Source organism: Aureimonas flava (assembly GCF_003583935.1).
Taxonomy (GTDB): Bacteria; Pseudomonadota; Alphaproteobacteria; order Rhizobiales; family Rhizobiaceae; genus Aureimonas; species Aureimonas flava.
In genome coordinates, this window is the sequence record NZ_QYRN01000006.1 from 238,354 (window position 1) to 265,147 (window position 26,794).

At 65.8% G+C, this 26,794-nt stretch carries 43 protein-coding genes and 1 other RNA gene; 34 read left to right on the plus strand and 10 right to left on the minus strand.

What is annotated here, in order from left to right; all coding sequences use genetic code 11:
• Positions 1-5: 5 nt before the first annotated feature.
• The 8 genes from D3218_RS12895 to D3218_RS12935 form a co-directional block, all read right to left on the minus strand.
• Positions 6-272, minus strand: a complete 267-nt coding sequence (locus D3218_RS12895) for a hypothetical protein (protein ID WP_119540490.1) — start codon at positions 270-272, stop codon at positions 6-8.
• Positions 273-297: 25 nt separating this feature from the next.
• Entirely contained in the window at positions 298-585 is a 288-nt protein-coding gene (locus D3218_RS12900) for a hypothetical protein (RefSeq protein ID WP_119540491.1), read from the minus strand.
• The gene (locus D3218_RS12905; RefSeq protein ID WP_168990510.1) at positions 582-770 is read right to left on the minus strand and encodes a hypothetical protein; all 189 of its coding nucleotides are present in this window, start codon (positions 768-770) and stop codon (positions 582-584) included. Before D3218_RS12905 ends, D3218_RS12900 begins: the two co-directional genes overlap by 4 nt.
• Positions 767-1,156 carry a hypothetical protein gene (locus D3218_RS12910; RefSeq protein ID WP_119540493.1) on the minus strand — a complete coding sequence of 130 codons (390 nt, stop codon included), beginning with the start codon at positions 1,154-1,156 and terminating at the stop codon, positions 767-769. Before D3218_RS12910 ends, D3218_RS12905 begins: the two co-directional genes overlap by 4 nt.
• Positions 1,157-1,259: 103 nt before the next feature.
• Entirely contained in the window at positions 1,260-1,544 is a 285-nt protein-coding gene (locus tag D3218_RS19755) for a hypothetical protein (protein ID WP_168990511.1), read from the minus strand.
• Positions 1,541-1,750 (minus strand): hypothetical protein, encoded by a 210-nt coding sequence (locus D3218_RS19760; protein WP_119540495.1) that lies wholly within the window; start codon positions 1,748-1,750, stop codon positions 1,541-1,543. The genes D3218_RS19755 and D3218_RS19760 overlap by 4 nt, the downstream gene beginning before the upstream one ends.
• Before the next feature lie 60 nt (positions 1,751-1,810).
• The gene (locus D3218_RS19765) at positions 1,811-2,584 is read right to left on the minus strand and encodes a hypothetical protein (protein ID WP_168990512.1); all 774 of its coding nucleotides are present in this window, start codon (positions 2,582-2,584) and stop codon (positions 1,811-1,813) included.
• A gap of 571 nt (positions 2,585-3,155) precedes the next feature.
• On the minus strand, positions 3,156-3,905 hold the full coding sequence (locus D3218_RS12935; RefSeq protein WP_119540497.1) for a LexA family protein: 750 nt from the start codon (positions 3,903-3,905) through the stop codon (positions 3,156-3,158).
• A gap of 42 nt (positions 3,906-3,947) precedes the next feature.
• Here D3218_RS12935 and D3218_RS12940 point away from each other — a divergent pair, with 42 nt between their 5' ends.
• The 15 genes from D3218_RS12940 to D3218_RS19510 all read left to right on the plus strand — a co-directional run bounded on the left by D3218_RS12940 (position 3,948) and on the right by D3218_RS19510 (position 11,989).
• A complete protein-coding gene (locus D3218_RS12940; protein ID WP_119540498.1) occupies positions 3,948-4,166 on the plus strand; it encodes a hypothetical protein in 219 nt (72 codons plus the stop codon).
• Entirely contained in the window at positions 4,163-4,723 is a 561-nt protein-coding gene (locus D3218_RS12945; RefSeq protein ID WP_119540499.1) for an HNH endonuclease, read from the plus strand. Before D3218_RS12940 ends, D3218_RS12945 begins: the two co-directional genes overlap by 4 nt.
• Entirely contained in the window at positions 4,720-4,869 is a 150-nt protein-coding gene (locus D3218_RS19770) for a hypothetical protein (protein ID WP_168990513.1), read from the plus strand. The genes D3218_RS12945 and D3218_RS19770 overlap by 4 nt, the downstream gene beginning before the upstream one ends.
• Before the next feature lie 236 nt (positions 4,870-5,105).
• Positions 5,106-5,630 (plus strand): hypothetical protein, encoded by a 525-nt coding sequence (locus D3218_RS12950; protein WP_136625090.1) that lies wholly within the window; start codon positions 5,106-5,108, stop codon positions 5,628-5,630.
• Entirely contained in the window at positions 5,627-5,806 is a 180-nt protein-coding gene (locus D3218_RS12955; protein WP_119540501.1) for a hypothetical protein, read from the plus strand. The genes D3218_RS12950 and D3218_RS12955 overlap by 4 nt, the downstream gene beginning before the upstream one ends.
• Positions 5,806-6,276 carry a GcrA family cell cycle regulator gene (locus D3218_RS12960; RefSeq protein WP_119540502.1) on the plus strand — a complete coding sequence of 157 codons (471 nt, stop codon included), beginning with the start codon at positions 5,806-5,808 and terminating at the stop codon, positions 6,274-6,276. The genes D3218_RS12955 and D3218_RS12960 overlap by 1 nt, the downstream gene beginning before the upstream one ends.
• Before the next feature lie 3 nt (positions 6,277-6,279).
• Positions 6,280-6,861, plus strand: a complete 582-nt coding sequence (locus D3218_RS12965) for a hypothetical protein (RefSeq protein ID WP_136625091.1) — start codon at positions 6,280-6,282, stop codon at positions 6,859-6,861.
• Positions 6,858-7,394 carry a hypothetical protein gene (locus D3218_RS12970; protein ID WP_245415037.1) on the plus strand — a complete coding sequence of 179 codons (537 nt, stop codon included), beginning with the start codon at positions 6,858-6,860 and terminating at the stop codon, positions 7,392-7,394. The genes D3218_RS12965 and D3218_RS12970 overlap by 4 nt, the downstream gene beginning before the upstream one ends.
• A complete protein-coding gene (locus D3218_RS12975; protein ID WP_119540504.1) occupies positions 7,391-7,966 on the plus strand; it encodes a RuvC family protein in 576 nt (191 codons plus the stop codon). The genes D3218_RS12970 and D3218_RS12975 overlap by 4 nt, the downstream gene beginning before the upstream one ends.
• On the plus strand, positions 7,963-8,682 hold the full coding sequence (locus tag D3218_RS12980; RefSeq protein ID WP_119540505.1) for a hypothetical protein: 720 nt from the start codon (positions 7,963-7,965) through the stop codon (positions 8,680-8,682). Before D3218_RS12975 ends, D3218_RS12980 begins: the two co-directional genes overlap by 4 nt.
• A complete protein-coding gene (locus D3218_RS12985; RefSeq protein ID WP_119540506.1) occupies positions 8,679-10,187 on the plus strand; it encodes a DnaB-like helicase C-terminal domain-containing protein in 1,509 nt (502 codons plus the stop codon). The genes D3218_RS12980 and D3218_RS12985 overlap by 4 nt, the downstream gene beginning before the upstream one ends.
• Positions 10,187-10,540 carry a hypothetical protein gene (locus D3218_RS12990; protein WP_119540507.1) on the plus strand — a complete coding sequence of 118 codons (354 nt, stop codon included), beginning with the start codon at positions 10,187-10,189 and terminating at the stop codon, positions 10,538-10,540. Before D3218_RS12985 ends, D3218_RS12990 begins: the two co-directional genes overlap by 1 nt.
• Complete coding sequence (locus D3218_RS12995) at positions 10,537-10,869, plus strand: TSCPD domain-containing protein (RefSeq protein ID WP_136625092.1); 333 nt, start codon at positions 10,537-10,539, stop codon at positions 10,867-10,869. Before D3218_RS12990 ends, D3218_RS12995 begins: the two co-directional genes overlap by 4 nt.
• The gene (locus D3218_RS13000; protein ID WP_119540509.1) at positions 10,866-11,300 is read left to right on the plus strand and encodes a hypothetical protein; all 435 of its coding nucleotides are present in this window, start codon (positions 10,866-10,868) and stop codon (positions 11,298-11,300) included. The genes D3218_RS12995 and D3218_RS13000 overlap by 4 nt, the downstream gene beginning before the upstream one ends.
• Positions 11,297-11,989, plus strand: coding sequence for a hypothetical protein (locus D3218_RS19510; protein WP_136625093.1), 693 nt, complete (start codon positions 11,297-11,299; stop codon positions 11,987-11,989). Before D3218_RS13000 ends, D3218_RS19510 begins: the two co-directional genes overlap by 4 nt.
• A gap of 734 nt (positions 11,990-12,723) precedes the next feature.
• On the opposite strand, the gene D3218_RS20370 is transcribed toward D3218_RS19510, so the two are convergent.
• Positions 12,724-12,987, minus strand: a complete 264-nt coding sequence (locus tag D3218_RS20370) for a helix-turn-helix domain-containing protein (RefSeq protein ID WP_119540510.1) — start codon at positions 12,985-12,987, stop codon at positions 12,724-12,726.
• A 313-nt stretch (positions 12,988-13,300) separates the two neighbouring features.
• On the opposite strand from D3218_RS20370, the gene ssrA reads away from it, so the two are divergent.
• From ssrA to D3218_RS13035, 7 genes are all read left to right on the plus strand, one after another.
• Positions 13,301-13,509, plus strand: a transfer-messenger RNA (tmRNA) gene (ssrA, locus tag D3218_RS13010).
• Between the two features lie 89 nt (positions 13,510-13,598).
• The gene (locus tag D3218_RS13015) at positions 13,599-13,967 is read left to right on the plus strand and encodes a hypothetical protein (protein ID WP_119540511.1); all 369 of its coding nucleotides are present in this window, start codon (positions 13,599-13,601) and stop codon (positions 13,965-13,967) included.
• Positions 13,903-15,411 carry a phage terminase large subunit gene (gene terL / locus D3218_RS13020; protein WP_245415041.1) on the plus strand — a complete coding sequence of 503 codons (1,509 nt, stop codon included), beginning with the start codon at positions 13,903-13,905 and terminating at the stop codon, positions 15,409-15,411. Before D3218_RS13015 ends, terL begins: the two co-directional genes overlap by 65 nt.
• Before the next feature lie 4 nt (positions 15,412-15,415).
• Positions 15,416-15,553 carry a hypothetical protein gene (locus D3218_RS19775; RefSeq protein WP_168990514.1) on the plus strand — a complete coding sequence of 46 codons (138 nt, stop codon included), beginning with the start codon at positions 15,416-15,418 and terminating at the stop codon, positions 15,551-15,553.
• Between the two features lie 9 nt (positions 15,554-15,562).
• A complete protein-coding gene (locus D3218_RS13025; protein ID WP_119540512.1) occupies positions 15,563-17,371 on the plus strand; it encodes an anti-CBASS protein Acb1 family protein in 1,809 nt (602 codons plus the stop codon).
• Between the two features lie 136 nt (positions 17,372-17,507).
• Entirely contained in the window at positions 17,508-18,323 is an 816-nt protein-coding gene (locus D3218_RS13030) for a phage head morphogenesis protein (RefSeq protein WP_168990515.1), read from the plus strand.
• Entirely contained in the window at positions 18,323-18,577 is a 255-nt protein-coding gene (locus D3218_RS13035; protein WP_119540514.1) for a hypothetical protein, read from the plus strand. The genes D3218_RS13030 and D3218_RS13035 overlap by 1 nt, the downstream gene beginning before the upstream one ends.
• Here the strand turns inward: D3218_RS13035 and D3218_RS13040 are convergent.
• Positions 18,574-18,843, minus strand: a complete 270-nt coding sequence (locus D3218_RS13040; RefSeq protein WP_119540515.1) for a hypothetical protein — start codon at positions 18,841-18,843, stop codon at positions 18,574-18,576. The two genes, D3218_RS13035 and D3218_RS13040, sit on opposite strands and share 4 nt — an antisense overlap.
• Positions 18,844-18,878: 35 nt before the next feature.
• Here D3218_RS13040 and D3218_RS13045 point away from each other — a divergent pair, with 35 nt between their 5' ends.
• The 12 genes from D3218_RS13045 to D3218_RS13095 all read left to right on the plus strand — a co-directional run bounded on the left by D3218_RS13045 (position 18,879) and on the right by D3218_RS13095 (position 26,777).
• Entirely contained in the window at positions 18,879-20,024 is a 1,146-nt protein-coding gene (locus tag D3218_RS13045; RefSeq protein ID WP_119540516.1) for a DUF2213 domain-containing protein, read from the plus strand.
• A 3-nt stretch (positions 20,025-20,027) separates the two neighbouring features.
• On the plus strand, positions 20,028-20,486 hold the full coding sequence (locus D3218_RS13050; RefSeq protein ID WP_119540517.1) for a structural cement protein Gp24: 459 nt from the start codon (positions 20,028-20,030) through the stop codon (positions 20,484-20,486).
• Between the two features lie 12 nt (positions 20,487-20,498).
• Complete coding sequence (locus D3218_RS13055) at positions 20,499-21,437, plus strand: DUF2184 domain-containing protein (RefSeq protein WP_119540518.1); 939 nt, start codon at positions 20,499-20,501, stop codon at positions 21,435-21,437.
• A 3-nt stretch (positions 21,438-21,440) separates the two neighbouring features.
• Complete coding sequence (locus D3218_RS13060; RefSeq protein ID WP_119540519.1) at positions 21,441-21,998, plus strand: hypothetical protein; 558 nt, start codon at positions 21,441-21,443, stop codon at positions 21,996-21,998.
• 3 nt (positions 21,999-22,001) lie between these two features.
• Positions 22,002-22,340 (plus strand): hypothetical protein, encoded by a 339-nt coding sequence (locus tag D3218_RS13065; protein WP_119540520.1) that lies wholly within the window; start codon positions 22,002-22,004, stop codon positions 22,338-22,340.
• A gap of 3 nt (positions 22,341-22,343) precedes the next feature.
• Entirely contained in the window at positions 22,344-22,754 is a 411-nt protein-coding gene (locus D3218_RS13070) for a DUF4054 domain-containing protein (RefSeq protein ID WP_119540521.1), read from the plus strand.
• Positions 22,754-23,227, plus strand: coding sequence for a hypothetical protein (locus D3218_RS13075; RefSeq protein WP_210209675.1), 474 nt, complete (start codon positions 22,754-22,756; stop codon positions 23,225-23,227). The genes D3218_RS13070 and D3218_RS13075 overlap by 1 nt, the downstream gene beginning before the upstream one ends.
• Positions 23,227-23,565, plus strand: coding sequence for a head-tail adaptor protein (locus D3218_RS19515; protein WP_136625094.1), 339 nt, complete (start codon positions 23,227-23,229; stop codon positions 23,563-23,565). Before D3218_RS13075 ends, D3218_RS19515 begins: the two co-directional genes overlap by 1 nt.
• Positions 23,562-24,056: a phage neck terminator protein gene (locus D3218_RS13080; RefSeq protein WP_119540522.1), complete on the plus strand. Its 495-nt coding sequence runs from the start codon at positions 23,562-23,564 to the stop codon at positions 24,054-24,056. The genes D3218_RS19515 and D3218_RS13080 overlap by 4 nt, the downstream gene beginning before the upstream one ends.
• A gap of 46 nt (positions 24,057-24,102) precedes the next feature.
• The gene (locus tag D3218_RS13085; RefSeq protein WP_119540523.1) at positions 24,103-25,266 is read left to right on the plus strand and encodes a DUF3383 family protein; all 1,164 of its coding nucleotides are present in this window, start codon (positions 24,103-24,105) and stop codon (positions 25,264-25,266) included.
• 624 nt (positions 25,267-25,890) lie between these two features.
• Positions 25,891-26,328: a phage structural protein gene (locus D3218_RS13090; protein ID WP_119540524.1), complete on the plus strand. Its 438-nt coding sequence runs from the start codon at positions 25,891-25,893 to the stop codon at positions 26,326-26,328.
• Positions 26,329-26,333: 5 nt separating this feature from the next.
• The gene (locus D3218_RS13095) at positions 26,334-26,777 is read left to right on the plus strand and encodes a phage tail assembly chaperone (RefSeq protein WP_119540525.1); all 444 of its coding nucleotides are present in this window, start codon (positions 26,334-26,336) and stop codon (positions 26,775-26,777) included.
• Positions 26,778-26,794: the final 17 nt, after the last annotated feature.

A 26,794-nucleotide genomic window follows, 5' to 3' on the forward strand; every position in this document is an offset into this window, starting at 1 on the left:
TTTCGCTAGGAGACGAGCTTGTCGGTGAGGGAGCCGCCAGCGGCGAGGTGGCGATCGACGAGGGCCTGGACCTGCTCGCGCGTCATCTCGGTGTCGTCAGCGTTCATGAAGAGGTGCGGGGTGGCGAGCATGTCGCTCCAGTCCGGCGCGCACTCGGGGCAGAGCTCGACGTCAACCCCGGCGTGGTGCGGATCGTTCTCGTGGATCGGCTTGCCGCAGCCCTCGCAGCGCCAGATGGCTTCGCTGTCGGTCTGGCTCGTTTCGGAGCACATGGCAGTCTCCTGATGAGTGAGAGGGTCAGCGACCGCCGGCGGCCTTGTAGGCCGTCAGCATCACGATGAATTCGGTTTTGCGATCATCCTTGGCCTTCTGCGCCAAGGCGGCGTAGCGCCGGTCCCGGCGAGCAGGATCGGGGTCTCGGATGAAGTGGTCAAAGCCAGCACGGCAGGCGGCTTCCAGCGCGTCGGCGGGCTGCGCCGGCGGCCAGCGCCTGTCGGACTGGCGGGGCCGGGCAGGGCGCATGTCGGCGTCAGGATCGAACGAGGCCACGAGCGGGCGGCGGGCTTCAAGAATGCGGCCGGTCATTGCCTTGCACGCTCCCGGCCCATAGGCACCACCAACGGTGTAGGCCTGCTGGCGAGATCGAGACGCATCATCTCGTCCAGAGCGTCCTCGGCGATCCGCTCATGACGAAGGTGGTCCAGCGCCTTCCGAGCGACGACCACCATCTTCTGCAGCGCCACGATGCGCTTCTTATCGGACGCGCTCACGCCGCCACCGCCGCCGCAGGCTTCGCCCACAGCGCCTCGTCCTCGAGGTCGCGCCATGCCGCCGGCTCGCGCTTGGCTTCCTCCGCCTTCGCGGCCTGCTCCTCCCAGCCGGGCTCGAACTCATCGTCGAACGCGTCCTGGAGACAGTCCTTGATGCGCTGGAAGGCGGCGATGTTCTCGACGTCGACACCAGTGTTGCCGAGCCGCGCCAGCGTGTCCGCGAACTGCGTGATGAGGTCGCGAGCATAGGGCCGGATGACGTCGGCGCGGGAGGCGATGGCCGCATGATCCGCGCGCCAGTCCATCTTGCCGGCGACCGTTGCCGCCTCGCGGACAATGTTCTGAAGATCGCCGAAGGTGGCGAGGGGGTTCGTGTGCTCGCGCATCACAGCACCGCCTTTCCGAGCGCGGCGAGGCCGAGCAAGAGGCCGAGGGTCCAGGTGGCGAAGCAGGCGCGATCGGCGCGATTGGTCTGGGCGAGGAGGGCGATCATGACCGGCCCTCCGCCTTAGCGATGATGGCGTCGATGCGCTCGAACACGTGATCCTGTGCTTGAACGAAGAGCCGAGCCTCGCGCAGCATGGCGAGCAACTCAGGAGCAGCCGCGATCAGGCGGGCGTTCGCGACGATCTCGTCAGAGAAGCCAACGAGCGGCGAAAGCTCGAAGATCGGCGATGGGTGCATGGTCGAGACCCAGCCCCCAAGTTTTCGTCCGTTTGCAGACCAGTTGCCTTCAAGCTGCCAAGGCCCCGGCGTGTGCTTCGAGCCGCTCATCGCCCCTGCTCCATCGAAGCAGTGCGGACCGAGCGGAACGCCTCCTGGCCGAGGTCCGACTGTGCTTTCAGATGAGCGTCGAGCCCCGCCAGTAGATGGTATCCGGTGAACAGGCCGAGCGCCGTCAGAAGCGTCAGCGCGACCATGAACCGCGCAAGCCGAACGGCGTCGAGAGGGAGATCGGTAATGGGGTGGGGAATGCGCATCGCGGAAACTCCGGCTGGCGTTGACCGAACCCGCTCGGGTGGGAGCGGGAAGGGCCAGCGTCAGCTCTCGGAAGGATCGGCAACCGCCGAGAGGATGGCGTCCCGCAAGTCGAGGTACGCCGCCGACTCCGCCGCCGACCTCGCCGCCGACCACGCCGCCGACGACTCCGCCGCCGACTCCACCGCCGACCACGCCGCCGACTCCGCCGCCGACTCCGCCGCCGACCTCGCCGCCGACTCCACCGCCGACCACGCCGCCGACTCCGCCGCCGACCACGCCGCCGACTCCGCCGCCGACCTCGCCGCCGACGACTCCGCCGCCGACTCCGCCGCCGACCACGCCGCCGACCACATTTCGTCAGAGAGGTCTTCACCGGCTGCGGCTCGCTCGTGCAGATCCATCACCGCCTTGACCGCATCGGCAGCCGATCCCGCTGTGGCGTAGGAAAGGCGCAGGATGCCGAGGTGGACGCGGTGGAGTGTCCGCTGCCAGTCGATGTCGCCCTTCCGCGAGGCGATGGCCTCAGCCAACTGGACATGCCAGAGCATGTTGTCCGGCTGGGGTAGGCCCTCGAACATCCTGTCCTGGAGATGCGCCAGCCAGACGGGGTAGCCGTAGTAATCCGCGACGATCGTATGCTTATCGTCGAGGCCGCTGATCTCCCCAGCATTCTTGTCGGCGAAGATGTGGTGCAGGTGGCACCCGACAGAGCAGCCGCGGAAGGCGCCATCGTCATCGTCGCCGTAAGTGCCCTTGAGCAGCATGTCGGCCGCGAAATGGGCCTTGGCCTGCTCGACAAGTTCGGCGTGGCGGTTGGAGGTGGTGGCGGGCATCGGGCGCTCCATCGGGTCAGCAGTGCGCTGGGGATGAGAGCTAAGCTAGTTGGGATATTTCCCGTTGTAAAGGGACAAATCCCAATATGCGTTGCAATGTTGGGAAATTTCCCTCATACCGTTCGGCATGCCCGAGCCGAAATCCACAAAGCCTTTTGTAGAGCAGTCCTTCGCGCGACGTCGCGACATGTGGATGCGAAGCCTCCTAGAGGCGGACGCATCTGCCGTCCCCGCCGGCGCGAAGTGCGTGGGCTGCCGCCTGGCGCTCTACATGCATGCCGACAAGGAAAGCGCGTACCCGAGCCATGCGGAGCTTGGACGCGCGGTCGGGTTATCGGGTCGGATGGTGCAGACGCATATCGCCACACTGGAAGCCCAGCGATGGCTTGAGGTGAAGCACGTCCGCAATCGAGGGAACACCTATTTGCTGCGATACTGGTGGGCCGAATAACGGAAGCCTAGTTCCGTTAGATACCGGAAGCGGGCTTCCGATGAATAACACAAGCGAATAACACAAGAGGGTCTTCTCCCTACAGGTTATCGGCTCATGAGAGGGTGCACTACATGGGCACTACCAGCGCTTGGGCAGGGGTTTCCATAGCGAGACGACCAGACCTTTGACCTCGATGGTCGTCGCCTCGCCGCCATCCATGGGAATCGGCTTGTGCGCCGCGTTCGAGCTGCGCGGGACGAGCAAAAGCCCGTCTTCGCCCGCCTCGATCTCTTTCAGCGTGGTCTCGATGAGCTGTCCGTCAGCCATCGAGCGCTCGACGTGCACCACCATTCCGGGCCGAGGCGATAGGCGGGTCTGCATGAACGGCACGCAGACGACGTAGGTGCCTTCCAGCACCAGCTTGTTCATGGAGTCCCCACGGACCTCGAGCACGTACTGGCTCAAGTTCGGGAACAGATCGTTCTGAGGGACGGGGATGCGCGGGTGGTCATCGTCCTGGCTCTGAATGCTGACGTCTCGGAAGTTGCCAGCTTCAATGATGCCGACGATCGGCGTCAGTTCAACAATCGGTCCGCGAGCTCGTTCTGTTTTCGTTCCGCTATCCCCAGTTGTGAGCGCCTCTGTGGATAACCCCAGCACGGCCGCCAGCTTCCCGATCTTCTCATAACTCGGCTTGGCGCCCTTCCGCTTGAGGTCGCGAAGATATCCGTGGTTGAGGCCTGCCTCGCGAGAGGCTTCGGTCGGGCTCATGCCCAACTCCTCCAGCCGTGCGAAGATGCGGTCTGTAATCGGGTCGCTCATTTCTCCGTCGTCGCATAACGGAAAAATCCCGTCCAACGGGACGTATCCCTTGACTTCCGTCAGCATGTTGGGAAATATCCCAATACAGCCTGATAGGCCGAGGGTGCCATGACCAGCGACGAGATCCGAACCAACCTGCTCACGCGAGCAAGGACGTATGCCGAGAACGCGAAGACGAGCTTGTCCGCGATCAGCCTGGCGGCTGTGAACGACAGCAAGTTCCTGAAGCGCGTCGAGGTGGGCGAGGGGTTCAACATCAACACCTACCAGCGTGTCATCGACTGGATTGATGCGGCGGAGGCAGCGCGTCCTTGTGAGGCCGCATGACCTCCTCGGCTTTCGACCGCGACACCTTCGCCGAATGGATCGTCGCCCAAGGCGGCACGGTCCAGCCCGGCACGAACGAATGGGAAGTCCTGCGCTACCGGACGAGCTCCAACGAGACCGGCGTCGTCTACCGTAACAAGAAGGGCGAGCTGTCCTACACCGAGCGCAGCCGGGCCGACCTGGCCAAGTTCTTGGCCGACACGAACTTCGCGCCGGCCGAGCGCGTGAATAGGCTCAAGGCTGAGTGGACCGCCAAGACCCGCGCCATCCTTTTGGAGCGCGACGGTCCGGGCTGCGTGTTCTGCGGCCAGTTCCTCGACCGCGGCGAGCTGCGGCCGACCATCGAGCATTTCCATGCTCTGGCGAAAACCGGCAACAACCATCCCGACAACCTCGCTCTCGCCTGCGAAGGCTGCAATGGCGCGGTCGGCAACGATCCCGTCGTGAAGAAGATCGCCTTCCGAGATCACGTCCGGTCCCTCATCGCCGACGTCCCGCCCTGGCAGGTGGTCGACACCCGCGCGCTGGCGACCGCCAAGATCGGGGTGCCGGCATGATCTTCGCCACGCTCGCCTTCGCAGGCATCCTCGCCGTCGGCGTTTTCCTCGGCCGCTGGTTCGCCCATCACCATCCATCGGATGCCGTGGGCGCCGTGGTCGGCCTCGGCCTCATCGGCACATCCGTTCTCGCCCTGACGGGCTGATCCCCCTCCGCTCGCGGGTTCCCCCACTGCCCCGCGAGCGCCGGCGGGGAAGGCGATTCCTCCCTCGGTCTTCCCCGCCAACCGTCCAAGTCTTCGCAGCACCGCATCGCAGGCTTCGTCCATCGTCATCGGTTCGTCGGTGTCAGGGGCGGAGTTCATGACCGCAAAGATGTCGCAGGCGTCTCTCTCGGTCACGGAAAGCGGTCCCCCTCAATCTTTCACCGGGTCGTGATCCCATGAACGATCTTCGCAAGACCACAGGCCCTACGCGGCAGGCTCTCAAGGCTGCGGTGCGTCGGGCTCTCACTCTCGCCGGCGGTGGTGACAGCGTGCAGTACGCCACGCGCGTCAAAGCGCCCGCTCTCTCGCGCTACGCCTCAAGCCAGGAAGAGCACCAAGAGAACCACTGTCCGATCGACGTGGCGCTGGATCTCGACCTCGAAGCCGGGCAGCCGGTTATCACGACGCTGCTGGCGAAGGCGCAGGGCTATGAGCTCGTGCCAACGGAGCCTGCGATCTACACCGACGTGCCGTGGTGCGCGAAGCTCGGCGCGATCGCAAGACAGGATGGCGTCTTGCACGGGATGATCGGCGAGGCGCTGGCGGACGGCCAAATCAACGCCGCCGAGGCGAAGTGCATCGTCGACGAGATCGACCGGCACATGGACCAGCTTCGCAGCCTCCGAGCTCGGGTTGAGGCCGAAGGCGGGCAGGGCGGTAGCGTCGTGCCGGTGCGGATGACCGGGGAGGCGCGGTCGTGAGCGTTCTCCTCAACCCAACCAACGACCTCCAGTCCGTCGCACCGTTCGAGCACATCATCATGCCCGCCGTTCGTGTGCTGAAAGCGGCGAGCGAAGCCCGCACCGATCGCGAGGCGCAGGAGAGCATCGAAGGTGGCTCGGCCGAGCCGGCCGAAGTGCCAGGGGCGGCACACTGATGCCGCGACATCGCTGGACCGATGAAGACGACCATCAGATCCGTCGCAGGATCAATCTCGAGCAGACCTATGACGAGATCGGCGCGGCGCTCGGCGTGAGCCGGAATGCAGTTGCAGCTCGTGTTCAGCGCCTGGGGCTCGGAAGCCCCGAGCGAGCAGCCTTCCTCCGAAGCCGCCGCCTCAAAGGCAAGAAGCGCCCGAAAGACGTGATGCGGCGCGTGGCGAAGGCGTCCAAGGCTCGTGCGGAAGACCCTGCGCATCGCGCCCGCCTTCAGGAGATGGGTCAGCGTCACGCAGCCAACCCCAAGCGGATACGCGCTGTGGCCAAGGCTCTTGATCGCAAGCGCGGGGGGCCGATCCTGCCCGAGCTCGCAGAAGATTACAGGCTCGCGCGCCGGAAGCATCTGCCGGCCGCCGAGGCCTACGCCGCAACTCACCCCACCATTCAGACCTTCGGCAAAGGAGCCTGACCCATGGCCCGCAGTGCAGCCGCGAAGCAGGAACCGGCCGGGATAGGCCACAATGGAAACGATATGTCGTCTGCGGAGATGAAGGCCCTGAAGATGGACTACTTCCATCAGATCAGTGCCCAGCAGGCGCGGGTCGACGAGGAGCGCGAAGAGCTGCAGCGTATTCGCAAGCTTGCCAAGGCCGACAAGATCATCCTGTCGGACATCGACTTCATGATGCGATGCGCGAAGGTCGAAGACCCGAGAGTCATCCCCGACCGCATCAAGCGCGAGGCTGAGATCGCGTCATGGTTCGCGCTTCCGGTCCTGTTCCAGCCCGACATGTTCGGCGACTTCACGCGCGAGCCGGCAGAAGATGCTGCGCGCCGCGAGGGGCATGCCGCTGGCGTCTCAGGCTTCGGGTCCAATCCGCACGACGAGAACTCGGCATCTGGTCGCGCTTGGGCCGCTGCATGGGAGGCGGCACAGGCTGACCATCGCGCCAATCTCAAGTCCGCGATGGAAAAGAAGAACGCTGCGAAGGCCGAGCTGATCGAAGGGCCGGGCCGCGATGACGGCGCCGATCTAGACGAGGGCGAGGAATGATGGGGAAGCGGTCGTCCTTCGAACGGGTGGAGCGCGATTACTACCCAACCCCGCCGGAAGCGGTTGTCCCGCTGCTCCCGCACCTCGCGCACGGCACCATGTTTGCTGAGCCCTGCGCAGGCGACGGCGCGCTGGTCCGGCATCTCGAGGCTGCGGGCATGTCCTGCCTGTGGGCTTCAGACATCGCTCCGCAGGCGCCGGACATCGCCGCACGCGACGCCTACGACGGCCTGCACAGTGCGGCCGACAGCGCCGATTTCATCATTACGAACCCGCCGTGGGATCGCGCCACGCTCCATCGGATGATCGTCACGTTCAGCGACGAGCGGCCGACTTGGCTCCTGTTCGACGCGGACTGGATTCATACCCGGCAGGCGGCGCCGTATCTGCCGCGCCTTCGCAAGGTCGTCAGCGTCGGGCGCGTGAAGTGGATCTGGGGCTCACCCTTCACCGGCAAGGACAACTGCGCTTGGCACCTGTTCGACAAACCGGACGAGGCGGCGGTCGCTGTGCTTGTGGGGCGGGCTGCATGATCGTCTACGGCATCGACCCCGGCCAGAACTGCGGCGTCTGCATCTACGACACCGATCGCAGCTTATCGGCCATGGAGCCGATGCTGCTGAAGGCGCCGAAGAAGGCAGAGGACGGCAGGGAACTCGAAATTGAAGAGAAGTGCTGGGAGCTCGGGCGCCTTCTGGTGGCGCTGATGCGTCAGAAACGTCCACACCTCGTAGCGATCGAAGAGCCCATGAGAGCGATCCCGAAAAAGGGCAACGCGGCAGGGAGCTTCTCGTCCAACCAGATCGTGGGCGGAATCGCCATGATCTGCGGCCTCAAAGGAATCAAACTAATCACGATCCCCTCGGGGACTTGGCGTTCTCACTTCTACCCCGAGGGCTTCAAACCGCCCGTGAAGGTCATCCAGGAGAAGGGCGGCACCACCCGCACCGAGAACGACTGGAAGACCGCCGCGCGAGAGAAGTGCGCCGAGCTGCGGATCACCGTCACGAACCACGACATGGCCGAGGCGTGCGGAATCGCGTTCGCCGCGACCTTCGACCAGACCTTCAAATGGATGCAGCACAACATGGAGAAGGCCGCATGAGCGCCCTGCACGAACTCCTTGCGCGCGCCGAGCAGAACGAAGCCGCGCGCGCCGCTGAACTCGCAAACCTCGCGGCGTCGCGCGCGCTGTTGAAGAGTGCCGAGGACGAAGCCCGAAGCGACTACCGCAAGGCCCACGGCGTGGTGATCCGTATCCGCGGCGCAATCGAAGCCGTTGAGCGCCTGCCGGAAGCGGCGGAGATCCTCGGCAATGATCCGGCGCCAGCCACAGCGGATTCGGTGCTCGACGGGCTTGGCCTGCGCGCCGGACAGGAAGGCGAGCCGCCGCTGGTGGAGGTCGCCCCGGTCGCGCCGTTCACCCCGGCGCTCGACTATCGCGTTGAGCATCCGGTCGAGCCGCCCCGGCGCGAGCCCAACGTCCGTCCAATCGCGGCGACTTCGGCGATCAAGGCCATCATCTCGAGGCCCGTCCCCGTCGCTCGGGCTGTGCCCGAATCCTCCCGGCCCGCGCGCCCGAACGCGAAGAAGGTCCGCGCGCTCGCCGACGAGATCCTCGCCATGTTCCAGAAGGTGCGGCAGGGCAGATGCGCCTCGCTCGACACCGAGACGATCTACCGCGACACCGGCAAGTCGGCCAACGCGGTCAGCGTCGCGCCGACGGATCTCGCCGAACGCGGCCTGATTCGCCGGGTGAAGGCGGCTGAACGGGGACACATCACCATCCTGATGATGGGTGCGGCGGAGGCGGCCGAATGAATCAGCACTCCCCCATGCAGGATTTCGCCGGGTACGATGAACCCGCCGGCCCGTCGATCGAGAACGCCATCAACGTCGACCTCGAGCAGGCCGTCCTCGGCACGCTTCTGATGAACAACGAGACCCTAGGCGCCATGAGCTTCTTGGAGCCGGACGACTTCCACGAGAAGGTCCACCAGACGATCTACGCCCAGGCGAAGGCGATGATCGACAGCGGCCGCGTCGCCTCCGCGAAGTCGCTCCAGTCGTTCATTCCGCCCGACAGCATCGGCGGTATGTCCCCGAAGGAGTACCTGTTCCGGCTTCAGGTCGAAGCGGCCATGCCGATGTCGGCGGCCGGCAACGCGCGGCTCCTGCGCGACATGCGCGCCTGCCGGTTCGGATCCGCTTGCCTGGACGACGCCTGCAACGCCTTCCTGAACCGCGGCGCCGACAACCGGGTGTCCGAGATCGCCGACGAGGTGATCGACCACATGATGGCGTTGAAGGCGATGATGCCCCGCGGCGACAGCCGGGCCAACGCAGGCGTCTACGTCGACCGATTCCTCTCCCGCGTCTTCGAGGCCAAGATGTCGAGCGCGACCTACGTGCCGTTCCCGCTGCCCGAGTTCGAGGCGGTGGTGCAGTCCGGTGGATGGGAGCCCGGCAACCTCTACGGCCTCCTTGGAGCTTCGGGAGAGGGCAAGACGAGCCTTGTGCTGCAGATCATGCGCGCGGCAATGGATGCCGGCCACCCGACGCTCCTACTCTCCTACGACCAGCAGGGCGAGCAGGTAGTCATGCAGATGGCGAGTCAGGCGCGGTCGATCTCGATGCGCGCGATCTCGCAGTTCGATCCACAGTCCAGCCGTCCGACGCTCAACATGAACGAGCGCGATTGGCTGGCGGACGAGGTCGAGATCATTCGGCAGCTCCCCTGGTACGTCGAGCCGCTCCGGGACGAGAAGATCGGGCAGATAGCTAAGATCGCCGAACGCTTCGTGAAGAACTGGCGCAAGCGCCGCCGGCCGGACGGATCCGAGTGGGGCACGCCGCTCATCATCCTCGACCACAATCGCAAGGTGACGCCCGACGATCCGCGCGCCCACGAGGGCCGCATCGCCGGCGCCATCAACGGAGCAGGCAAGGCCATGGCCGGAGAGCTCGGCGCTGCCGTCCTGTTCCTGAACCAGCGCAACGGTGGCGGCGCCCGCCGTGACGTGCCCCGGCCGATCGCCGCGGACCTCTTCGGCGGGGAGCAGGCGCGCGAGGACTACGACGCGATCCTCTACCTCTACCGCGCCGAGCGCTGGATGAAGGAGAAGCTGAAGGTTGCCGGGTCCGCCTCGGAGGAAGACAAGATCAGGGCTCGCTTCCGGTTCGGCACGCGCGATCCCGAGGGGCTCGCCGAACTTGGTGCGCTGAAGGTCCGGTATGGCCAGGATGACGTCACCGAACTGCTGAAGTGGGAAGGGCGGTTCACCCGCTATGCCTCGGAGCGCCGTGCCGCGCCGGAGCTGTTCTGATGCAGTACGAGACCGGCAAGAGCTACGCCTGGTTCATCGCATTCGGGCGGGGCTACGCTGCCGTGTTCGCCTATCCCGGCAACAAGCGCACCCGCATGTTCTGCGAGGGCGGGAAGGTGGTCCAGTTCACCAGCGCCACCGACGCCATCGCGGCCGCGCAGATGCAGGTCCGCAAGGTCTGCGAGCCCGAGATGCGCAGCACGATCGCGGAAGAGGCGCAGCCCGCCGCTGACGTGCTCGACGTTGCCGGCTGGCAGGCGCGGAAGGTCGCGCAGCAGATCGAGGACCGGAAGGTGTTCCGCGGCCTCGGCAAGGGCTTTCTGACAGTTGAGACGAAGCGGAGGCGCGCGTGAGCCGTCAGCATCTACCCAACCGCCGCCCGGCCGAGAACGTAGACGTGCGCTTCCAGGGCATGGACGTCCAGGTCTCGTTCGGCTGGACCGACGACTGGCGGATCACGGAGGTCTTCGCCTCCACCCGCAAGGTCGGCACCGCGATCGACACGATGGTCCGGGACCAGTCCGTGCTTCTCTCGATTGCGCTCCAATACGGCGCCACGCCGAAGGTGCTCCTACGCTCGCTTACAATGACGGAGGAGGGCAACCCGGAGGGATTCGCTGGGCTTATCCTGCGCATGATTGTGGCCCGCGAGGCGGAGATCCGCGAGGTCGATGCCGCATGACCAACGCCAAGGGTCATCTCGACACGTTCCTGGATGGCCTCGGCGTTCGCCTGCTTCCCGTCTGGCGCCGACGCAAGGGGGCGCAGAGCCACGCCCGCGGCAAGCTGCGCGAGATCGCCAAGCACCATGGCTGGGACCACCTCGGCTTGGTCGTGCGCTTCATCATCGAGAGCGAGGGGAACAAGACCGCGCTATGGTCCGAGACGGCGGGGGCACTGTCCGACGTTCTTGCGCAGCGGCCGGACTGGCAGGACCGCCCCTCGGACGTCTTCGCTGCCATGGACACCATCGACCTCAACAAGATGCGCGAGCGCGCCGTGCGCCGCCGTCCCTGGCCGATCCGGCACACCATGCGGGCCTTCCTCTACGACGCGCTGGAGCAGCGCCTGGACACCGCGATCGACAAAGACCTGTTTGGAGAAGGCGCATGACCGACCTCACCATCGAAGCGGCCGAGCTCGCCGACATCGAGATCATCGCCCGCCACCGCTTCGTCGAGGCGGCCGAGACCATGGCCTATCTCCAGGTCCGCGGCACCCGCCCGTCGGACAAAAGCGGAGCATGGCCCGGTGTGGCCGACATCGTGGATGGGGACTACCTCGAGCGCTACCGACCATCGGCCGCCGCGATCTCGCGCGCTGAGGAGGTGATGCAAGATTGGCTGCTCGACTTCGTGCCGGATCAGGAGCAACGTGTCGTCATCTGCCGGTGGGCTGCAAGCCTCGCAGTGCCCCGGATGGTCGGCTCCTTCCGCTCGTTCTGCAAGAAAACGGGCCGAAATCGAACGACCGCAGATCGACGGGTAAATCTTGCATTCCAAAGCGTTGCCAGCGGGTTGCGAAAACTGTCTAAACCGTTGCGCGAGCCTGACTTCTCGCGGACTGGACCACTCCTGCCGGATTGGGGTACAGACTTCGATATGGTCGCGGAACGTGTGGCGGAGAGGCAGACAGCCTGGCACGCACCCGGAGCGATACCAACCAATCGACCGGATCTGCGAGACACGAGTTGGGCTGACGCTCAGGTCGCCCGTCGACGCGATCAGGAAGAGCGGCAACGTCGGGAGGCTGCCATGCGTCCCGCCGCTGTAATGGCGGCAGCAGGGAGTTCAGCCCGGTAGGGCATGGAGATCGAGGCGCCTGCGCGGATAGCGGTCCCGTCCAAGCGGGGTTGCTTTGACCCAAGCGGGCGCCTCGAAGCCATCAGGACGGCGGACGGACAAGGCTAAGGCCCGTGAGGTGAAGGCGGGGTGTGGGAGCCACGGGCTACGGTTCGCGGCCTCGACCACCGAAGCCAGATCCAAGCCGGGGTGGGAAGCGAGTGGTCCAGCCTCAAACTAACAGGGCGGAGGTCCGTGCGAGGTTTCTACGTCGCTAGCGGATAAGCCAAGGGCAAAGCAGGACGACGGTTCTGCGCCTCTCCCTGCCACCTAACAAGCAGCCCCGGTGGGCGCTTTGACAGCATCAGGACGTAGGCGGTCGCAGACGCCGAGGCAGGCCAAAGACTGCGCGAGTTGGGCCCGCCGAGTTGCATAAGCTGGGGCGGAATACCGCGTAGGCCTCGGCGCCGTCCAAGCGGCCGCGACTACGGTGCGTCCTGACCTATCGCATCAATGGCAGTGAGGGCTGCCGACCCGGTTGTCCATGTGGCAGCACTGGCCGGGAGGCGAGCTCTTCCGGCAGCCGCCACCGTGAGCTTGGGCGCCGCTGGTGAGCGCGAGGATGGCAGTCGCTGCCGACAAGATGATGGTTCGCATGGTGATCCCCCGATGCTCACAACGAGCATAGGAACTGGAACACGCGCGGATTGTGATTCGCCATAGGATTGTCGGAGTAGCCGTAAGCTGACCCCCGTCTAACCTGGTTGCGAGAGCGGCCTAAGCGCAGCGGCAGAACGCGCTTCCGCCAGCGCGGTAGGGTGGATCATCGACAAGTTGCCGAGTGCTGACCCAATGGACAGTGACAAGCGCTCGATTGCCAGAACATGGACGAGACGAAGCGCTGAGCGTCCGTTCTCAATGTCCTGAATGGCTCGTAGGGACATACCCAGGTAATTAGCGAGTTGGGTCTGCGTCAGGCCCAGGCGCTTGCGGAGTGCGATGAACTCTTCGACAGTCATTGATCGAAACCCTTCCGCAGCCTATCTTAGATGCTGCAACCGGGGGACCCGTAGGCCCCCCGGCCGCTTCTTACCTCAGGCTGATGATCAGGCTTCCTAGGGCGATGATCACTGCCAAGGCTTGAAGGATCAGGCTGGCTGTCTCGTAGGACATGGCCTTCTCCTTTGCAGTCAGGCGGAATTGCCTGACCCGTTCTTTATATGCACAAACTGCGTATGATGCAACGGAGAATATGCAATAAATGCGTATTATTCGGGCCCCGTCAGCTTCGGCTGGCGGGGCTCGTCGTTTGAGCTTCGGCGTCCGCATAGCGCCGTTGGCAGATGAGCGTAACCCGGACAGATCAGAAAGCAGTCGGACGCGGGGGCAGAGCCCGCCGGCTCCACCATTGCGGGGCCGACACAGGATCGACGCCTGCGGGAAGAGATGAACGCGCTCGGGCATGGCGCCACCCTCATCGGGCCGACCACGGAACTGTCAACGACAACGTTCCCGCTGAGGATCGTCGCATCGCGGCGTAACCCTCTTGGGCTCGCCCGGCGGCCTCGAAACAGAAGGCCGGGCACCGATTGCCTCGGGCGTTTGAAAAACAATCAAAGGAAATCAAACGATGGGACGCGGCGGAAAGCGCGCTGGCGCCGGCCGTCGAAAGGGCGCGCAGAACAAAGCAACAGCGCAGCGTGAGCGCGACGTTGCGAAGGGCGGCGACACCCCGCTCGACTACATGCTGAAGGTCATGCGCAACCCAAGGGCTGACGGCGAGCGCCGCGACCGGATGGCGGTGGCCGCCGCCCCCTACGTTCACCCCAAGCTCGCATCCATGCAGCACACCGGGCCGAAGGGCGGGCCGATCCAAACCGTCGACGTCGCCAAGCTCAAGGGCATGACGAACGAGGAGCTCGACCTTCTTGAACGTGCACTTGTCCAGATCGGAATTGTTGACGGCGATCCGGGCCGAGAGGGATGCGAGGAGGTCTGAGGACGATCGGCTTGCCGAGCGCCGTCGGCTGCTCGCATCCCATCAGGTCTTCACCACCAAGTTCTTCCTCGAGAAGGAGGGGCAACCGTTCTCGGTCGCCGCCTTCCACAGGGTCATTTTCTACACGCTCGACCGGGTGTTCACCGGCGAGATCAAGCGCCTGATCATCAACGTGCCGCCGGGCTACGGGAAGACCGAGCTGGCGGTGGTGAACTTTATCGCCCGCGGCTTCGCGATCAACCCGCGCGCCCGCTTCATCCACGCCAGCTACGCCCAGGCGCTTGCGCTCGACAACTCGTCCAAGGTGAAGGACGTGATCGGGCTGGAGGGGTACCAAGCGCACTGGCCGGTGCGGATGCGGGCCGACACGAACGCGAAAGGCCTGTGGCGGACTACCGAGGGCGGGCATCTTCGCGCGGCCGCCGCGGGTGAACCGATCACCGGATTCCGAGCTGGCATTCTAGCCGAACCGGGGTTCACTGGCGCTCTGGTCATCGACGATCCGCTGAAGCCGGACGACGCCTCATCGGACACGACACGGAAGTTCATCAACGCCCGGTGGGAGAATACCTTCAAGTCGCGCCTCGCGCACGAGGACGTGCCGGTCATCGTGATCATGCAACGGTTGCACGTCGACGACTTCGTGGCGCACCTTCTGGAGAACTCGGGCGAGCACTGGCATCTGCTGAGGCTGCCCGTCCTCATAGAGGGCCCAGGAGAGGCGCCGGCCGGTGATGTGACGCTGGTCCCGCACGGGCTGCCCGACGGCCCCCTGTGGGCTCAGAAGCACACGCTGGCGCAGATCGCCACGCTGCAGGCCGCGCCGCATGTCTATGCCGGCCAGTACGCGCAGGAACCGACCGTCGCGGGTGGCAACTTGTTTAAGCCAGGACTAATGCCGCGCTATGTGGACGTGCCGCGCCTGTTGTGGCGCGCCATCTACGTCGACACGGCGCAGAAGACCAAGGAGCGCAACGACTACACGGTGCTGGAGCACTGGGGCGCGGGAGCGGATGGGAAGGCCTATCTGCTCGACGTCGTGCGTGGCCGCTTCGAGGCGCCGGAACTGGAATCAACCGCAAAGACGCTGTGGGATCGATGCCGCGGATCGGAATGGCCGGTCGAACGCTTCGGGCACCTCCGCAAGATGGCGATCGAGGACAAGGTGTCGGGCACGGGCCTGATCCAGTCCCTAGCGCGCAAGTCGGTGCCGGTGATCGCCCTGCAGCGGGATCGAGACAAGTACACGCGAGCCCTCGACGTGGTGCCGAGCGCCGTCACGGGGCTGGTGGTGCTGCCTGAGAGCGCGCCGTGGCTGAAGGCCTTCGAAAGCGAACTGGCGGCATTCCCTGACGGCTCGTTCGACGATCAGGTGGATCCGTTTGTCGACGCCGTGTCCGAGATATGCGGCGCGCCGAGCTACACCCTCGCCAACCTGGGATGACACCATGGCCTGCAAACCCTGCGCCCAGCGCCGCGCCATGATCGTTGAGGCCCAGCGCAAAGGCGGGCTGAAGGGCGTGGTCAAGGTTCTGCCGGCCGTCGGGCGTCATCTCGTCGCCCATCCCACGAAGCGCGCGAAGTAAGGATCGGCGATGCGCGTTTGGGATACGCTCTCCAACCTCATCACCGGAATGGGGACGGCCAAGGCCAAGAGCTCGGCCACGGTCTACGCCTATGCCCCCATGGCACCAGGCGAACTGGAGGCGGCTTATCGTGGCTCCTGGCTTGCACGCAAGGTGATCGACATCCCGGCGATGGAGATGTGCCGCGCCTGGCGCCTATGGCAGGCCGAAGACGACCAGATCGAAGCCATTGAGGCCGAGGAACAGCGCCTCGGGCTGAAGGCGAAGACGCTGGAGGCGAAGACCAAGGCCCGTCTCTACGGCGGCGCGGCGATCGTGATCAGCGACGGCTCGACCGAACTTACGGAAGAGCTGCGGCCGGATCGTATTCAGAAGGGTGGCGTGCGCTTTCTGTCGGTGCTGACGTGCCGCGCGCTCACTGCCGGCGAGATGGAGACGGACCCGCTGTCGCAGTGGGTCGGCCAGCCGAAATTCTACCACATGCGCTCGGATGGGCGGGATATCCGGATCCACCCGTCGCGCCTAGTGCGCCACATCGGTGTTGGGCTGCCCGAGGATGGCTTGGGCGGCGCGACTTCGGGCTGGGGGGACAGCGTTCTCGAGCCCGTGCACAAGGCGCTGAAGGACGCCGAGAGCGCGGCCGCGAACATCGCTGAGATGACGCACGAGACGAAGGTCGACGTCGTCAAGGTGCCGAACCTAATGGCCCACGCCGCCGATCCCGACTATGAGGCCCGCTTCCTCCGCCGCACGCAGCTCGCGATGACGGCGAAGTCCGTGAACAACACCCTGCTGCTCGACAAGGAAGAGGAGTTCGAGCAGAAGACGATGGCATTCGGCACGCTGCCCGATGTCCTCGACCGCTTCCTGCAGATCGCGTCCGGCGCAGCCGACATCCCGGCGACCCGCCTCCTGGGTCAGTCCCCAGCCGGCATGAACGCCACCGGTGAATCCGACCTGCGCAACTTCTACGACCGCATCGCCGCGGGGCAAGAGCTGGAGCTTCGGCCTGCCATGGCGCTGCTCGACGAATGCCTGATCCGCTCCGCGCTCGGCTCCCGCCCGCCCGAGATCCACTACAAGTGGGCCCCGCTCTGGCAGATGGGAGAGAAGGACCGGGCCGAGGTCAACCTGAAGAACGCCCAGGCCTTCCAGATCGACGCGAACTCGGGCCTGTTCCCCGATAGCGCGTTGTCGAAGGGGCGCATCAACCAGTGCGTCGAGGCCGGCACCTATCCGGGGCTGGAGAACGCGCTGGACGAGGCGGAGGGCGAGGGCGACGCGATCGACTTCTCGGCAAAGGCGGGAGAGCCCGAGGTGCAGCCTGCACCGGTGGTGCGGATGCAGGCCGCGGCGAACGATGCCGAACCGCGTCCGCTCTACGTCCACCGCAAGGTGCTGAACGGCGCTGCGATCCGGGCATGGGCCAAGACGCAGGGCTTCACCTCGACGCTCGAAGCCTCCGACCTGCACGTCACCATCGCATTCAGCCGGCAGCCGCTGGACTGGATGAAGGTCGGCGAAAGCTGGGAGGAAGAAATCAAGATCGCCGCCGGCGGGCCCCGTGTCATGGAGCAGTTCGGCGAGGCGACGGTGCTGCTGATCCCGAGCCGGTCGCTTCAGTGGCGGCACGAGGAGATCAAGGCGGCTGGCGCTTCGTGGGATCACGAGGAGTACCAGCCGCACATCACGATCAGCTACGGCGGTGCACCTGCGGACCTGTCTGCGGTCGAGCCGTATCAAGGCGAGATCGTGCTGGGGCCCGAGGTGTTCGAGCCGCTCGATCTCGACTGGAAGGCGAAGGTGACCGAGGCATGACTATCTACGAGGGCGCCTGGAAGCCACTGCGATTTCTCCCACTCATCGAGCGGCGTCTGGTTGAGGTGAGAAATTCAGTGACGGGCGCCATAGAGACCGGATGGATCCAGTATCGGATCCGCCGGTTCGGCTGGTGATGCGCTACGAACTCGCCCGCCTCGCACCATCCCGCCGGGCGCGCACCGTCCTCCCGCCCATCTCGGCCAGCCGTGGCGCCGAGACCGACTACACCAATGCCCTGCGCGCCATGCTGCGGGGCTTGGCCGACGAGGTGCAAGCCACGATCCTGCCGGAAGTCGAGGCCGAAATGGCTCGGCAGAGGATGCTGACACAGGACGCGGTGCGGATGGGGATGTTCGATCGGCTCCTGGATGTCGCGCTTGGCCTCGCCTTGGTCGCGGAAAGGACGGTGACGCGCATTCTCGGTCTGGAGGTCGATCGGCACACCGAGCGCTGGAAAGCCTCTGTGCGGTCAACCTTGGGCATCGACATCGCCACGGTCGTCCGCAACGAGGACTTGGGCGACTACCTGGAGACCGTTACGGACCGGAACGTCGGCTTGATCCGCAAGCTGGCGCGCGACACGAGCGAGAACGTCCGACAGGCTGTGCTGAACGCCATCCTGCAGGGGCGCACGGCCAAGCAGCTGCGCGGCGACCTGACGGATCAGTTCGGCATTTCGCAGCGCCGGGCTAAAGTCATCGCGCGGGACCAGATCGCGAAGGTGACGAGCGACCTTAACCAGCGCCGGCACACGCAGGCTGGGATCACCCACTACGTCTGGTCGACGAGCCATGACGAGCGAGTGAGGGCCCGGCATAGGGCGCTCGACGGCAACGAATACGAATACGGAAAGCCGACGGGTGCGGAGCAGGGGCTTCCGCCAGGTCAGCCGATCCAATGCCGGTGCGTCGGGCGCGCGATAGTGATTTTCGACGGGGAGAGGTTCTGATGCGCGCAGGCCGGTCGTTCTGCCCTGGCTTCATGGGCCGACTCAAGCGCGTGGCGCGCACCGCTACCACCCCTGAACTTCGGGCTCGCTGGACGCGCGTTCTGGTGCATGAGTGCTGCTATCCCGGCAGCCTGACACATGCGGATCTTCGCGCCATCCAGAAGGCGGGCAGGCTGCAGGATGTGGAGAACGTTTTGCACCGCAGCCGAGTGCAGCAGTTGGAACGCCTGATGCAGATGGGGCTGCCGTACTAGCCGCCGCTCTTCTTCAGGAACATTTCCAGCGCCGTCTTCAATCCTGGCGGCGTAGGCACGTGCTGCACATCGGCGAACCGATCCACCTCGGCACGCAGCGCAGCCGGCGCACACCATTCGAACATCGCGTGATGGTGCCCCTTGGCGCCTTCCTCGATGAGCCGCAGCCGCAGGTCGATGTCATGCAGCCGCAGCTTCACGTCCTGCGTCGCCTTCAGGTTCGCGCGCAGTAGCGCTTCGATTTCGTCGAGCTGGGATCCGGCCATCGGCGAGGAACATACACCAGACGAGGGCTTCGGCCATGCAATTCATCGACACCACGGTGCTCGACAGCACGCGGCTGACCGGTGACGGCTATCTCGTGGCTGAGGCGCGCTGTGTGCGGACCGGCATCCAGGTCTACACCGGTGCGGAGGTTGGCAAGCCCGAGCTCGCCACGGTGCGCGTCTACAGGCCCGAGGCCGAGGTGTTCTCCAGCGACAGCCTCGCCTCGTTCAGCCACATCCCGATCACCGACGATCATCCCCGCGAAGCCGTCACCGCAGCGAACTGGCGCGATCTGGCGAAGGGCGAGACGTCCGGCGAGGTGCTGCGCGACGGCCACCGCCTGCGCATCCCGCTGATCGTCAAGGACGCGGCCACCATCCGGAAGGTGCAGGACGGCAAGCGCGAGCTCTCCGCCGGCTACACCTGCGACCTCGCCTTCGAAACGGGCACCACGCCCGCAGGCGAGGCCTACGACGCGGTCCAGAGGAACATCAGAGCCAATCACCTCGCCATCGTCTCACGCGGACGGGCGGGCTCGGAATGCCGCATCGGCGATGAGGCCGGCGGTTCATGGGGCGTCGCCCCGATCAACGACGAAGCACCCAAGGAGGGCCGCATGGCCGATACCCGCAAGGTGATGGTCGACGGGCTGCAGGTCGAGACGACCGACGCGGGCGCCGCCGCCATCGAGAAGCTGACCAAGGATCGTGACGTCGCGCAGACCGCGCTGCTCACGGCCGAGGCCGACCACGTCAAGGCCATTGCGGCCAAGGACGCCGAGATCGCCAAGGCCCACGCCGAGCGCGACGACGCCAAGGGCAAGATCCTGTCCGACGCCGATCTCGACAAGCGCGTCCAGGCGCGGGCCGACCTGATTACGGTCGCCGCGACGATCGCCAAAGATGTGAAAACCGCCGGGCTGTCCGACGCCGCGATCCGCAAGGCCGTCGTGATCGCCAAGCTCGGCGACGCGGCCGTGGCCGGCAAGGCCGACGCCTACATCGACGCGCGCTTCGACATCCTCGCCGAAGCGGCCGGTCAGCAGCAGGACGGCCTGCGCAACGCCATCATCGGCGACGGACGCGCCCCGGCGCCCACGCTCACGACCGACGCTGCCTACGAGCAGATGAAGGAGCGTGATCGCAACGCCTGGAACCCGAACGCGAAGAAGGAGGCCTGATCCATGGTCGCTCCCGTCGTTTCCTACACCCGCGAGCCCACCGCCAAGGGCTATCCCGGCATGGTCGCCACGACCGAGCCGCACTGGATCACGTCGATGATCGGCGAAGTCGGCACTGGCGATATCCCGTTCGGCTCTGCCGTCGTCTACGGCGCTACCGACGACACGGTGAAGAAGCCGACCGCAGGCGGCAAGTTCGCAGGCATCGCGGTTGCCGACCGCACGGTGCTCTTCGCGCAGGGACTCGTGTTCCGGCAGTACGACCAGTTCGGCTGCATGCGCAACGGCACGATCTTCGTCACCGCGCTCGCCAACGTCGTCCAGGGCGACCCGGTCTACATGACCCCGACCGGCGGCCTGACCAACGCCTCGTCCGGCAACACCATCCTTGCCGACGCCGAATGGATGGACACCGCGGCGGCCAATGCCCCGGCGCGCATCCGCCTCAACGTCACCAAGTAAGGGGAGGGCCACATGCTCACCATGGACGCGCCTACCCTGGCGCTGAACTTCATGCGCACCGCGCAGTCGTACATCGAGCCGGGCATCTACGCCCGCCAGTACCCGGACTTCCAGTACCGGGAGCTGGTGCCCCTCGACAACTCGGCCCCCGAGTGGATCACCCAGATCGAGTATTTCTCGATGGGCGACGACATCGGCGAGGCTCGCGAGTTCGCCCCCGAGGGTGACGATGTTCCGTTCGTCGACTTCCAGCTCGACAAGGGCGACGGCAAGGTGACGATGGCCTCGATCGGCTATCGCTACAACCTGCAGGAGCTCGCGCACGCTCAGGTCTACGGCATCCGCCTGACCGACGACCGTGCCGACGCTGCGCGCCGCGCCTACGAGCGCTACGTGGACAACACCGCCTTCCTCGGCCGCGCCAAGCTCGGCAAGACCGGGCTGGTGAACTCGGGCAACGTCACGGCGGTAGCTGCGGCCAACGGTGCCGCCGGCACGTCCACCTGGGCGACCAAGACAGCCGACGAGATCCTTCGCGACGTCAACGCGGCGCTCTCGGCGATCTTCCTCGGGACCAACGGCATCGAGCAGGCCGACACGATCCTGCTTCCGCAGGCGCAGTACGAGCTGCTCGCCACGCGGCGCCTCGACCCGACCATGACGACGACGATCATGGAGCATATCCAGCGCGTCAACGTCTACACGCTGCGCACCGGGCGTCCGCTGACGATCCGCGCCGTGTTCGGCCTCGAGACGGCGGGCGCCGGCGGCTCGGCCCGCATGGCCATCTACCGCCGCGATCCGTCGGTGGTGAAGCTGCATGTTCCCATGCCGCTGCGCTGGCTCCAGGCCGAGTCTCGCCTGCTGAAGGTCGAGATCCCCGGCATCTTCCGCCTCGGCGGTGTCGAGGTCCGTCGCCCCGGTGCGATGCGCTACGTGGATGGGATCTGAGCCATGACCGACATCACCAACAACTCGGGCGGGCCGATCGGCCTCCCCAACGGCCAGGTGATCCAGCCGAAGGCCACGGTTGATGTGCAGGATTGGGATGACCAGTCCGGGCACGTGGTCGTCAAGGCGTGGCTCAAGGCCAAGGTGCTGACGACCGGGAAGCCGGCAGAGCCCGAGCAGACGGGCGACGGCCGAGACGAGAACGGCGACACGCCCGAGATGGCCGAGATGCGCAAGCGCTTCGACGCATCCTACGCGCAGGCAGCCGGCGAGATCGAGCGTCTGAACGGCGAGCTTGCCGCGCGCGACGCCACGATCATGGAGCTGCAGGCGTCGCAGGCGTCGCAGGCATCGGCTGGTCCGGCTGCCGGCGGCGAAGGCGAGCAGGATCCGCCCAAGCCCACCTTCTCCGTGAAGGACAAGGGCCGCGGATGGTTCGCCATCGTCGACGCCGACGGCAACGAGGTGACCAAGTCGCTGCGTGACGACGCCGTGGAAGGCTTCGACGCCAAGTCCGACGAGGACAAGGCCGCCTTCGTCGACGCCAACAAGGCGGACTGACCAATGTCGGCCGCCAACGTCACGAACAGCCACACGGACACGCTCACGCTTCCGAACGGCCAGGCGATCAAGCCGAAGACGACCGTGCGCGTCGCCGATTGGGACAGCATGGCCGGTCATCCGGCGGTCAAGGCATGGGTGGCCGCCAAGGCGCTCGTCATCGACACGAAGTCCGCCCCCGTTCCGCAGGAAGGCCAGCCGATGACGGCGGCCGACCTGCTGGCGGCGGACGACATGCCCTGGCCGGCTTTCCGCGCGGAAGCGCGCCGGATTCTCGGCTCGGAGGCGCCCGACCGCAAGGACGAGATCGTCGCCGCACTCAAGGCCAAGACGGAAGCCTGAACCATGGCCTACAGCGTCCCGACCTACGACCAGTTCATCGCGCGCTATCCCGTCTTCCAGCCTGCGTCAGAGGCGCTGGTCCGCTCGGTGCTTGCGGAAGCTGCGCAGACGGTTGGGGCACCCGGCGAAACACGGTGGCTGGAGCGCGACTATGCCCCAGCCATTCGTCTCCTGACGGCGCACAACCTCATCGTCGAGGGCGTGCTGTCGGGTGGCAGCGGGTCTGCGGATGGCACCTACGCCGGTCCTATCACGAAGGAGCGCGTCGGCGACGTCGAGGTCACCTATGGCGGTTCGTCGTCTTCATCCGATGACGGGGTGTCGAACTCGGCCAACCCGCTCGCCTCGACCTCCTACGGCCGCCAGTACCTCGCTCTGATGCGGGCGAACTTCGGCGGGCCGCTGGTGGCCTGATGTTCAAGGGCGAGGTCATCCGGCATCGCCGCATCGACGTCTCGGACCTCGCCATCAAGCTGAAGGGCCCGACGAAGGTCAAGGTCGGCTTCCCGTCCGGCAAGGCGGGCGCCGACATTGTGCAGCGCGCTGTCTGGAACGAGTTCGGCACCCGCGGGGGCGCATCCGGCGGCGGCTGGGGCGGGCCCGTTCCCGAGCGCCCATTCATGCGCAACGCGATGCGGTCGAACCGCGGCAAGTATCAGCGGGCGATGGCAGCCGGCGCCCGTGAGGTGCTTCGGTCCTCAACCAGCTTGCGCAGCATTCTCCCGCGGCTCGGCGCGCTCGCGCAGGGCGACATCCAGGCCGAGATCACAGCACTCCGTTCGCCGCCGAACAGCCCGGTGACGATCGCCCTCAAGGGCTCGTCCAACCCGCTGATCGACACGGGCGAGATGCGGCAGCGCGTGACTTGGCAGGTGGAGGACGACTGATGCTGAACGTCCAGCGTGCCATCAACAACGTGACCGGCGGGACTGTGTCTCTTGTCCGCGAGAAAGGTTCGTGGGCGCGAGGGAAGTGGGTTTCCGTACCATCCGCCCCGCAACCCATCCGCGCCTCTGTGCAGCCTGTCTCGGGCCGGGAATACCAGAATTTGCCGGAAGGCATCCGCAACGAAGCGCAGGCCGTCATCTACTCGCCCGTCGCGCTGCGGTCCGATGACACGATCGTGGACGGCGAGACGCGCTACCGGATCCTGTCGATCGACGACTGGCTCGCGCGAGGCGGCTACTGCAAGGCGGTGCTCGGCGCATTGAAAGCCACGGCATGACCGAGGACGACGTCGCCGATCGCCTCTGGCAGTGGCTGACCGAGCTGCTGGACACCACCGTCATTCACGCATTCCAGGGGGCACAGGCTCCTGCCGAACCGTACATCGTCCTGAACCTGACGCTCGCCGGTTCGGTCCGGGCCAACCAGGCGGACTGGGAGTTCACCAGCACGGGAACGGGTGCCGACGAGGTCTGGAGACAGGCCCCGGTGCTCGAATGGTTCTGGCGTTTCTCGCTGAACTGCTACGGCGCCGGCGGAGCGACCATCCTCCGTCAGCTTCGATCGGCGCAGCATGTGCCGACGGTCCTCGCATCGCTCGCGCCGCTGTCCTTGTTCGAGGTCTCGGACGTCCGGAACGTGCCTGAGCTCGTCAACGAAGAGTACGTGCCGCGCGCCCAGGTCGACATCGAGCTTCGCGGCATCCTGCGGGACGGCTTCGTGGTCGACGTGGTCGACACCACCGAACCGATCGACCCGATCGCCCTCTGATCACCACCACCGGTAGCCCGTCGAGGGCGTTAAGAAAGGACGTCCCATGACGGTGCCTATCAGCCGCTTTGTGAACGTCAACGTCAGCCGCTCCGACCGCTTTGCGACGGTCGAAGGGTTCGGCGTTGCGCTCCTCTTCCAGTCGAAGGCCGTGACGGGCCAGCTCGACGCCACCCACCGGACGAAGGTCTATGGGTCCATGGACGAGGTCGCGGTCGACTTCGTCGGCACGGACGCCTTCTACAAGGCCGCCGAGCAAGCGTTCTCGCAACGCCCGTCGCCGACCCAGGTCAAGGCCGGCTTCGTCTCCCTGACGGCCTACACGGCGGCGAGCGGCGATCTGGCGAAGAAGGCCGCGTTCAAGCTCGAACTCGACGCGATCGAGGATGCCGACGGCGGCTGGTACTGGTCCGACGTCGAGGCCCCGCTGCGTGACACCGCCGCAGCGCAGGCGCTGATCGAATGGACGCAGGCGCGGCGCAAGTTCGCATCCATCACGTCCAACGACGTGAAGCTCGAGGACGGCACCGACACCACGAACATCGCGGCCCGGAACAAGCTTTCGAGTTTCGACCGCACGCGCATTTTCTATCACACCGACCCCGAGCAGTATCCGGGCTTCGCCAACGCGGCCAAGCTCGGCACCTTCAACTTCGACCAGGAGGGCGCCGGTTACACCGCCAAGTTCAAGGCGGTGGAAGGGCTGGCGCCGATCGACAAGCGGTCGTCGGTCGTCCAAGCGATCACTGGCTTCGTTCCGGCACTCGGCCGTGACCCGGCGGCGGGGCATCTGGCGGACACCTACGTCGACACGAAGGGCGTCGCGCTGGTCGTCGAAGGCGGCACGCTGGACAAGGACGTCTTCATCGACGAGACGCACGCCACCGACTGGCTGGCGGCCCGGATGGAGGAGGAGACGTTCAACGCGCTCCTTGCCAACAAGCGGGTGCCGATGGACAACCCGCGCGGCATGGCGATCCTCGCCGCGGCCGCCGAGGCGGTCATGGTCCGAGCCGATCGCGCCGGCATCGTCGCGCGCTACACCGACGACAACGGCGAGATCCAACCGGCCTTCACCGTTACGCCCGGCGACGTCACCACGATCTCGGCCGCCCAGCGCAAGCAGCGCATCGCGCCCGCCACGCAGGTCACCTTCCGCTACGCGGGGGCTGTGCACTATGCTACGGTTAACATAACGGTCGAGTTTTGACCGAGCCTTTCGGGCGACGGTTGATCGCCTGCTGGCTCCTCGTCGCCCAACGGCAGTTGCCCGGCTCATAGTTGCCATCGTTGTCGATGCGGTCGATCGAATGACGGGGCGAGGGGCGAGGCCCCATGTCGGCGAAGAAAGCATCGAAGCTTTCCCGCCACCGCTCGCAAACGGAGATACCCCGAGCGCCATAGTAGGCGTATTCGCGGCTTTTCGCATCGTAGCAACGCTGCCGCATGCTGCACCACGCATACCACTCGGGCGTCTTCGTTCGGCGATGGGTGGACCGTCGCTCACTGTTCGCTTCTGCGCGTAAGCAACCGCAGCTTTGCACGAAGCCTCGCTGGAGCGCGGCGAGGTCGGCTTCAGTTGTGCCGCCGCAATCGCACTGACACAGCCAGCGAGAGCGGGAGCGCACTCGACCGGCATATGAGGTCGCGACGAGACGCCCATATCGGGCGCCCGCGATGTTCTTGAAATGCCAGTGTGCTGGCGTAGGAATGGCATCAGCCATAGCGATCGCTCCTTGATCGTGTGGTCAGGGCCGCACGGGAGTACCAGTCCCGTTTGCGGCCCGTTTTTATAGCACAATCAACAACTAGACACACCAAGGAGTGAGCACGCATGGGTGTCTCGAGCCTTCAGACCTCCTATTCGTTCGCCAACGTCGCGGCGACGCTCAACGGCCGTGAGGTGATCGGCCTCTGGGATGGCGACGACAGCATCACGGTCGAGCCGGGCGCCGATGTCGGCACCGGTCTCGTCGGCGCGGATGGATCCACGATCTTCAGCCAGGCCGTCAACAACTCGGCCCGCATCACCCTGCGCGTCCAGCATCGCTCGCCGATCCACAACCAATTGCACCGCCTCCTGCTGGCGCAGCAGAACGGCGACATGACGGGTGTGCCCTTCACCGTCCGCGACAGCGACAGCAACGAGGGCGGCGCCTGCGACAAGGCTCACATCGTTCAGCAGCCCGGCTCGCAGAACGGCGTCAACGCCGCGGTCCGCACGTGGGTGCTCTGGACCGGCAACTACCAAGCCCGGCTTCCGAAGGAGTGATGTGAATGGCTGAGAAGAAGATCGGCGGTCGCACGTTCCAGGTGAAGCAGCCGCTGGCGACCGATGCGCTCAAGCTGCAGTTTCGCGTCATGGGCATCCTGGCGAAGTCGTCGACCGACCTCGCGAAGGTGCTCGGCGCAGTGCAGGCAGCGCAATCCGCCGATGGCGATGCGCGCGCGGCGGCCAACGCCAACGCGGTCACGGCCGTGCTCGGCATCCTCGGCAGCTTGTCGCCCGACGAGGGCACGGCGTTTATCTCCGACCTCGTGTCCATGGCGGAGGTGAAGGGCGACAACGGCCGCTTCGAGCAGGCGGACCTCGACGTCGAGTTCTCGTCCGATCCTTCCGGCCTCTATCAGCTCGTCGGGTTCGTCCTGCGCGAGGTGCTCGGCCCTTTTATCTCCGGGCTCGTGGGGAGTATGGGGGACGCCAAGACGGCAAAAGCCTGACGGCGACCGAGGTCCAG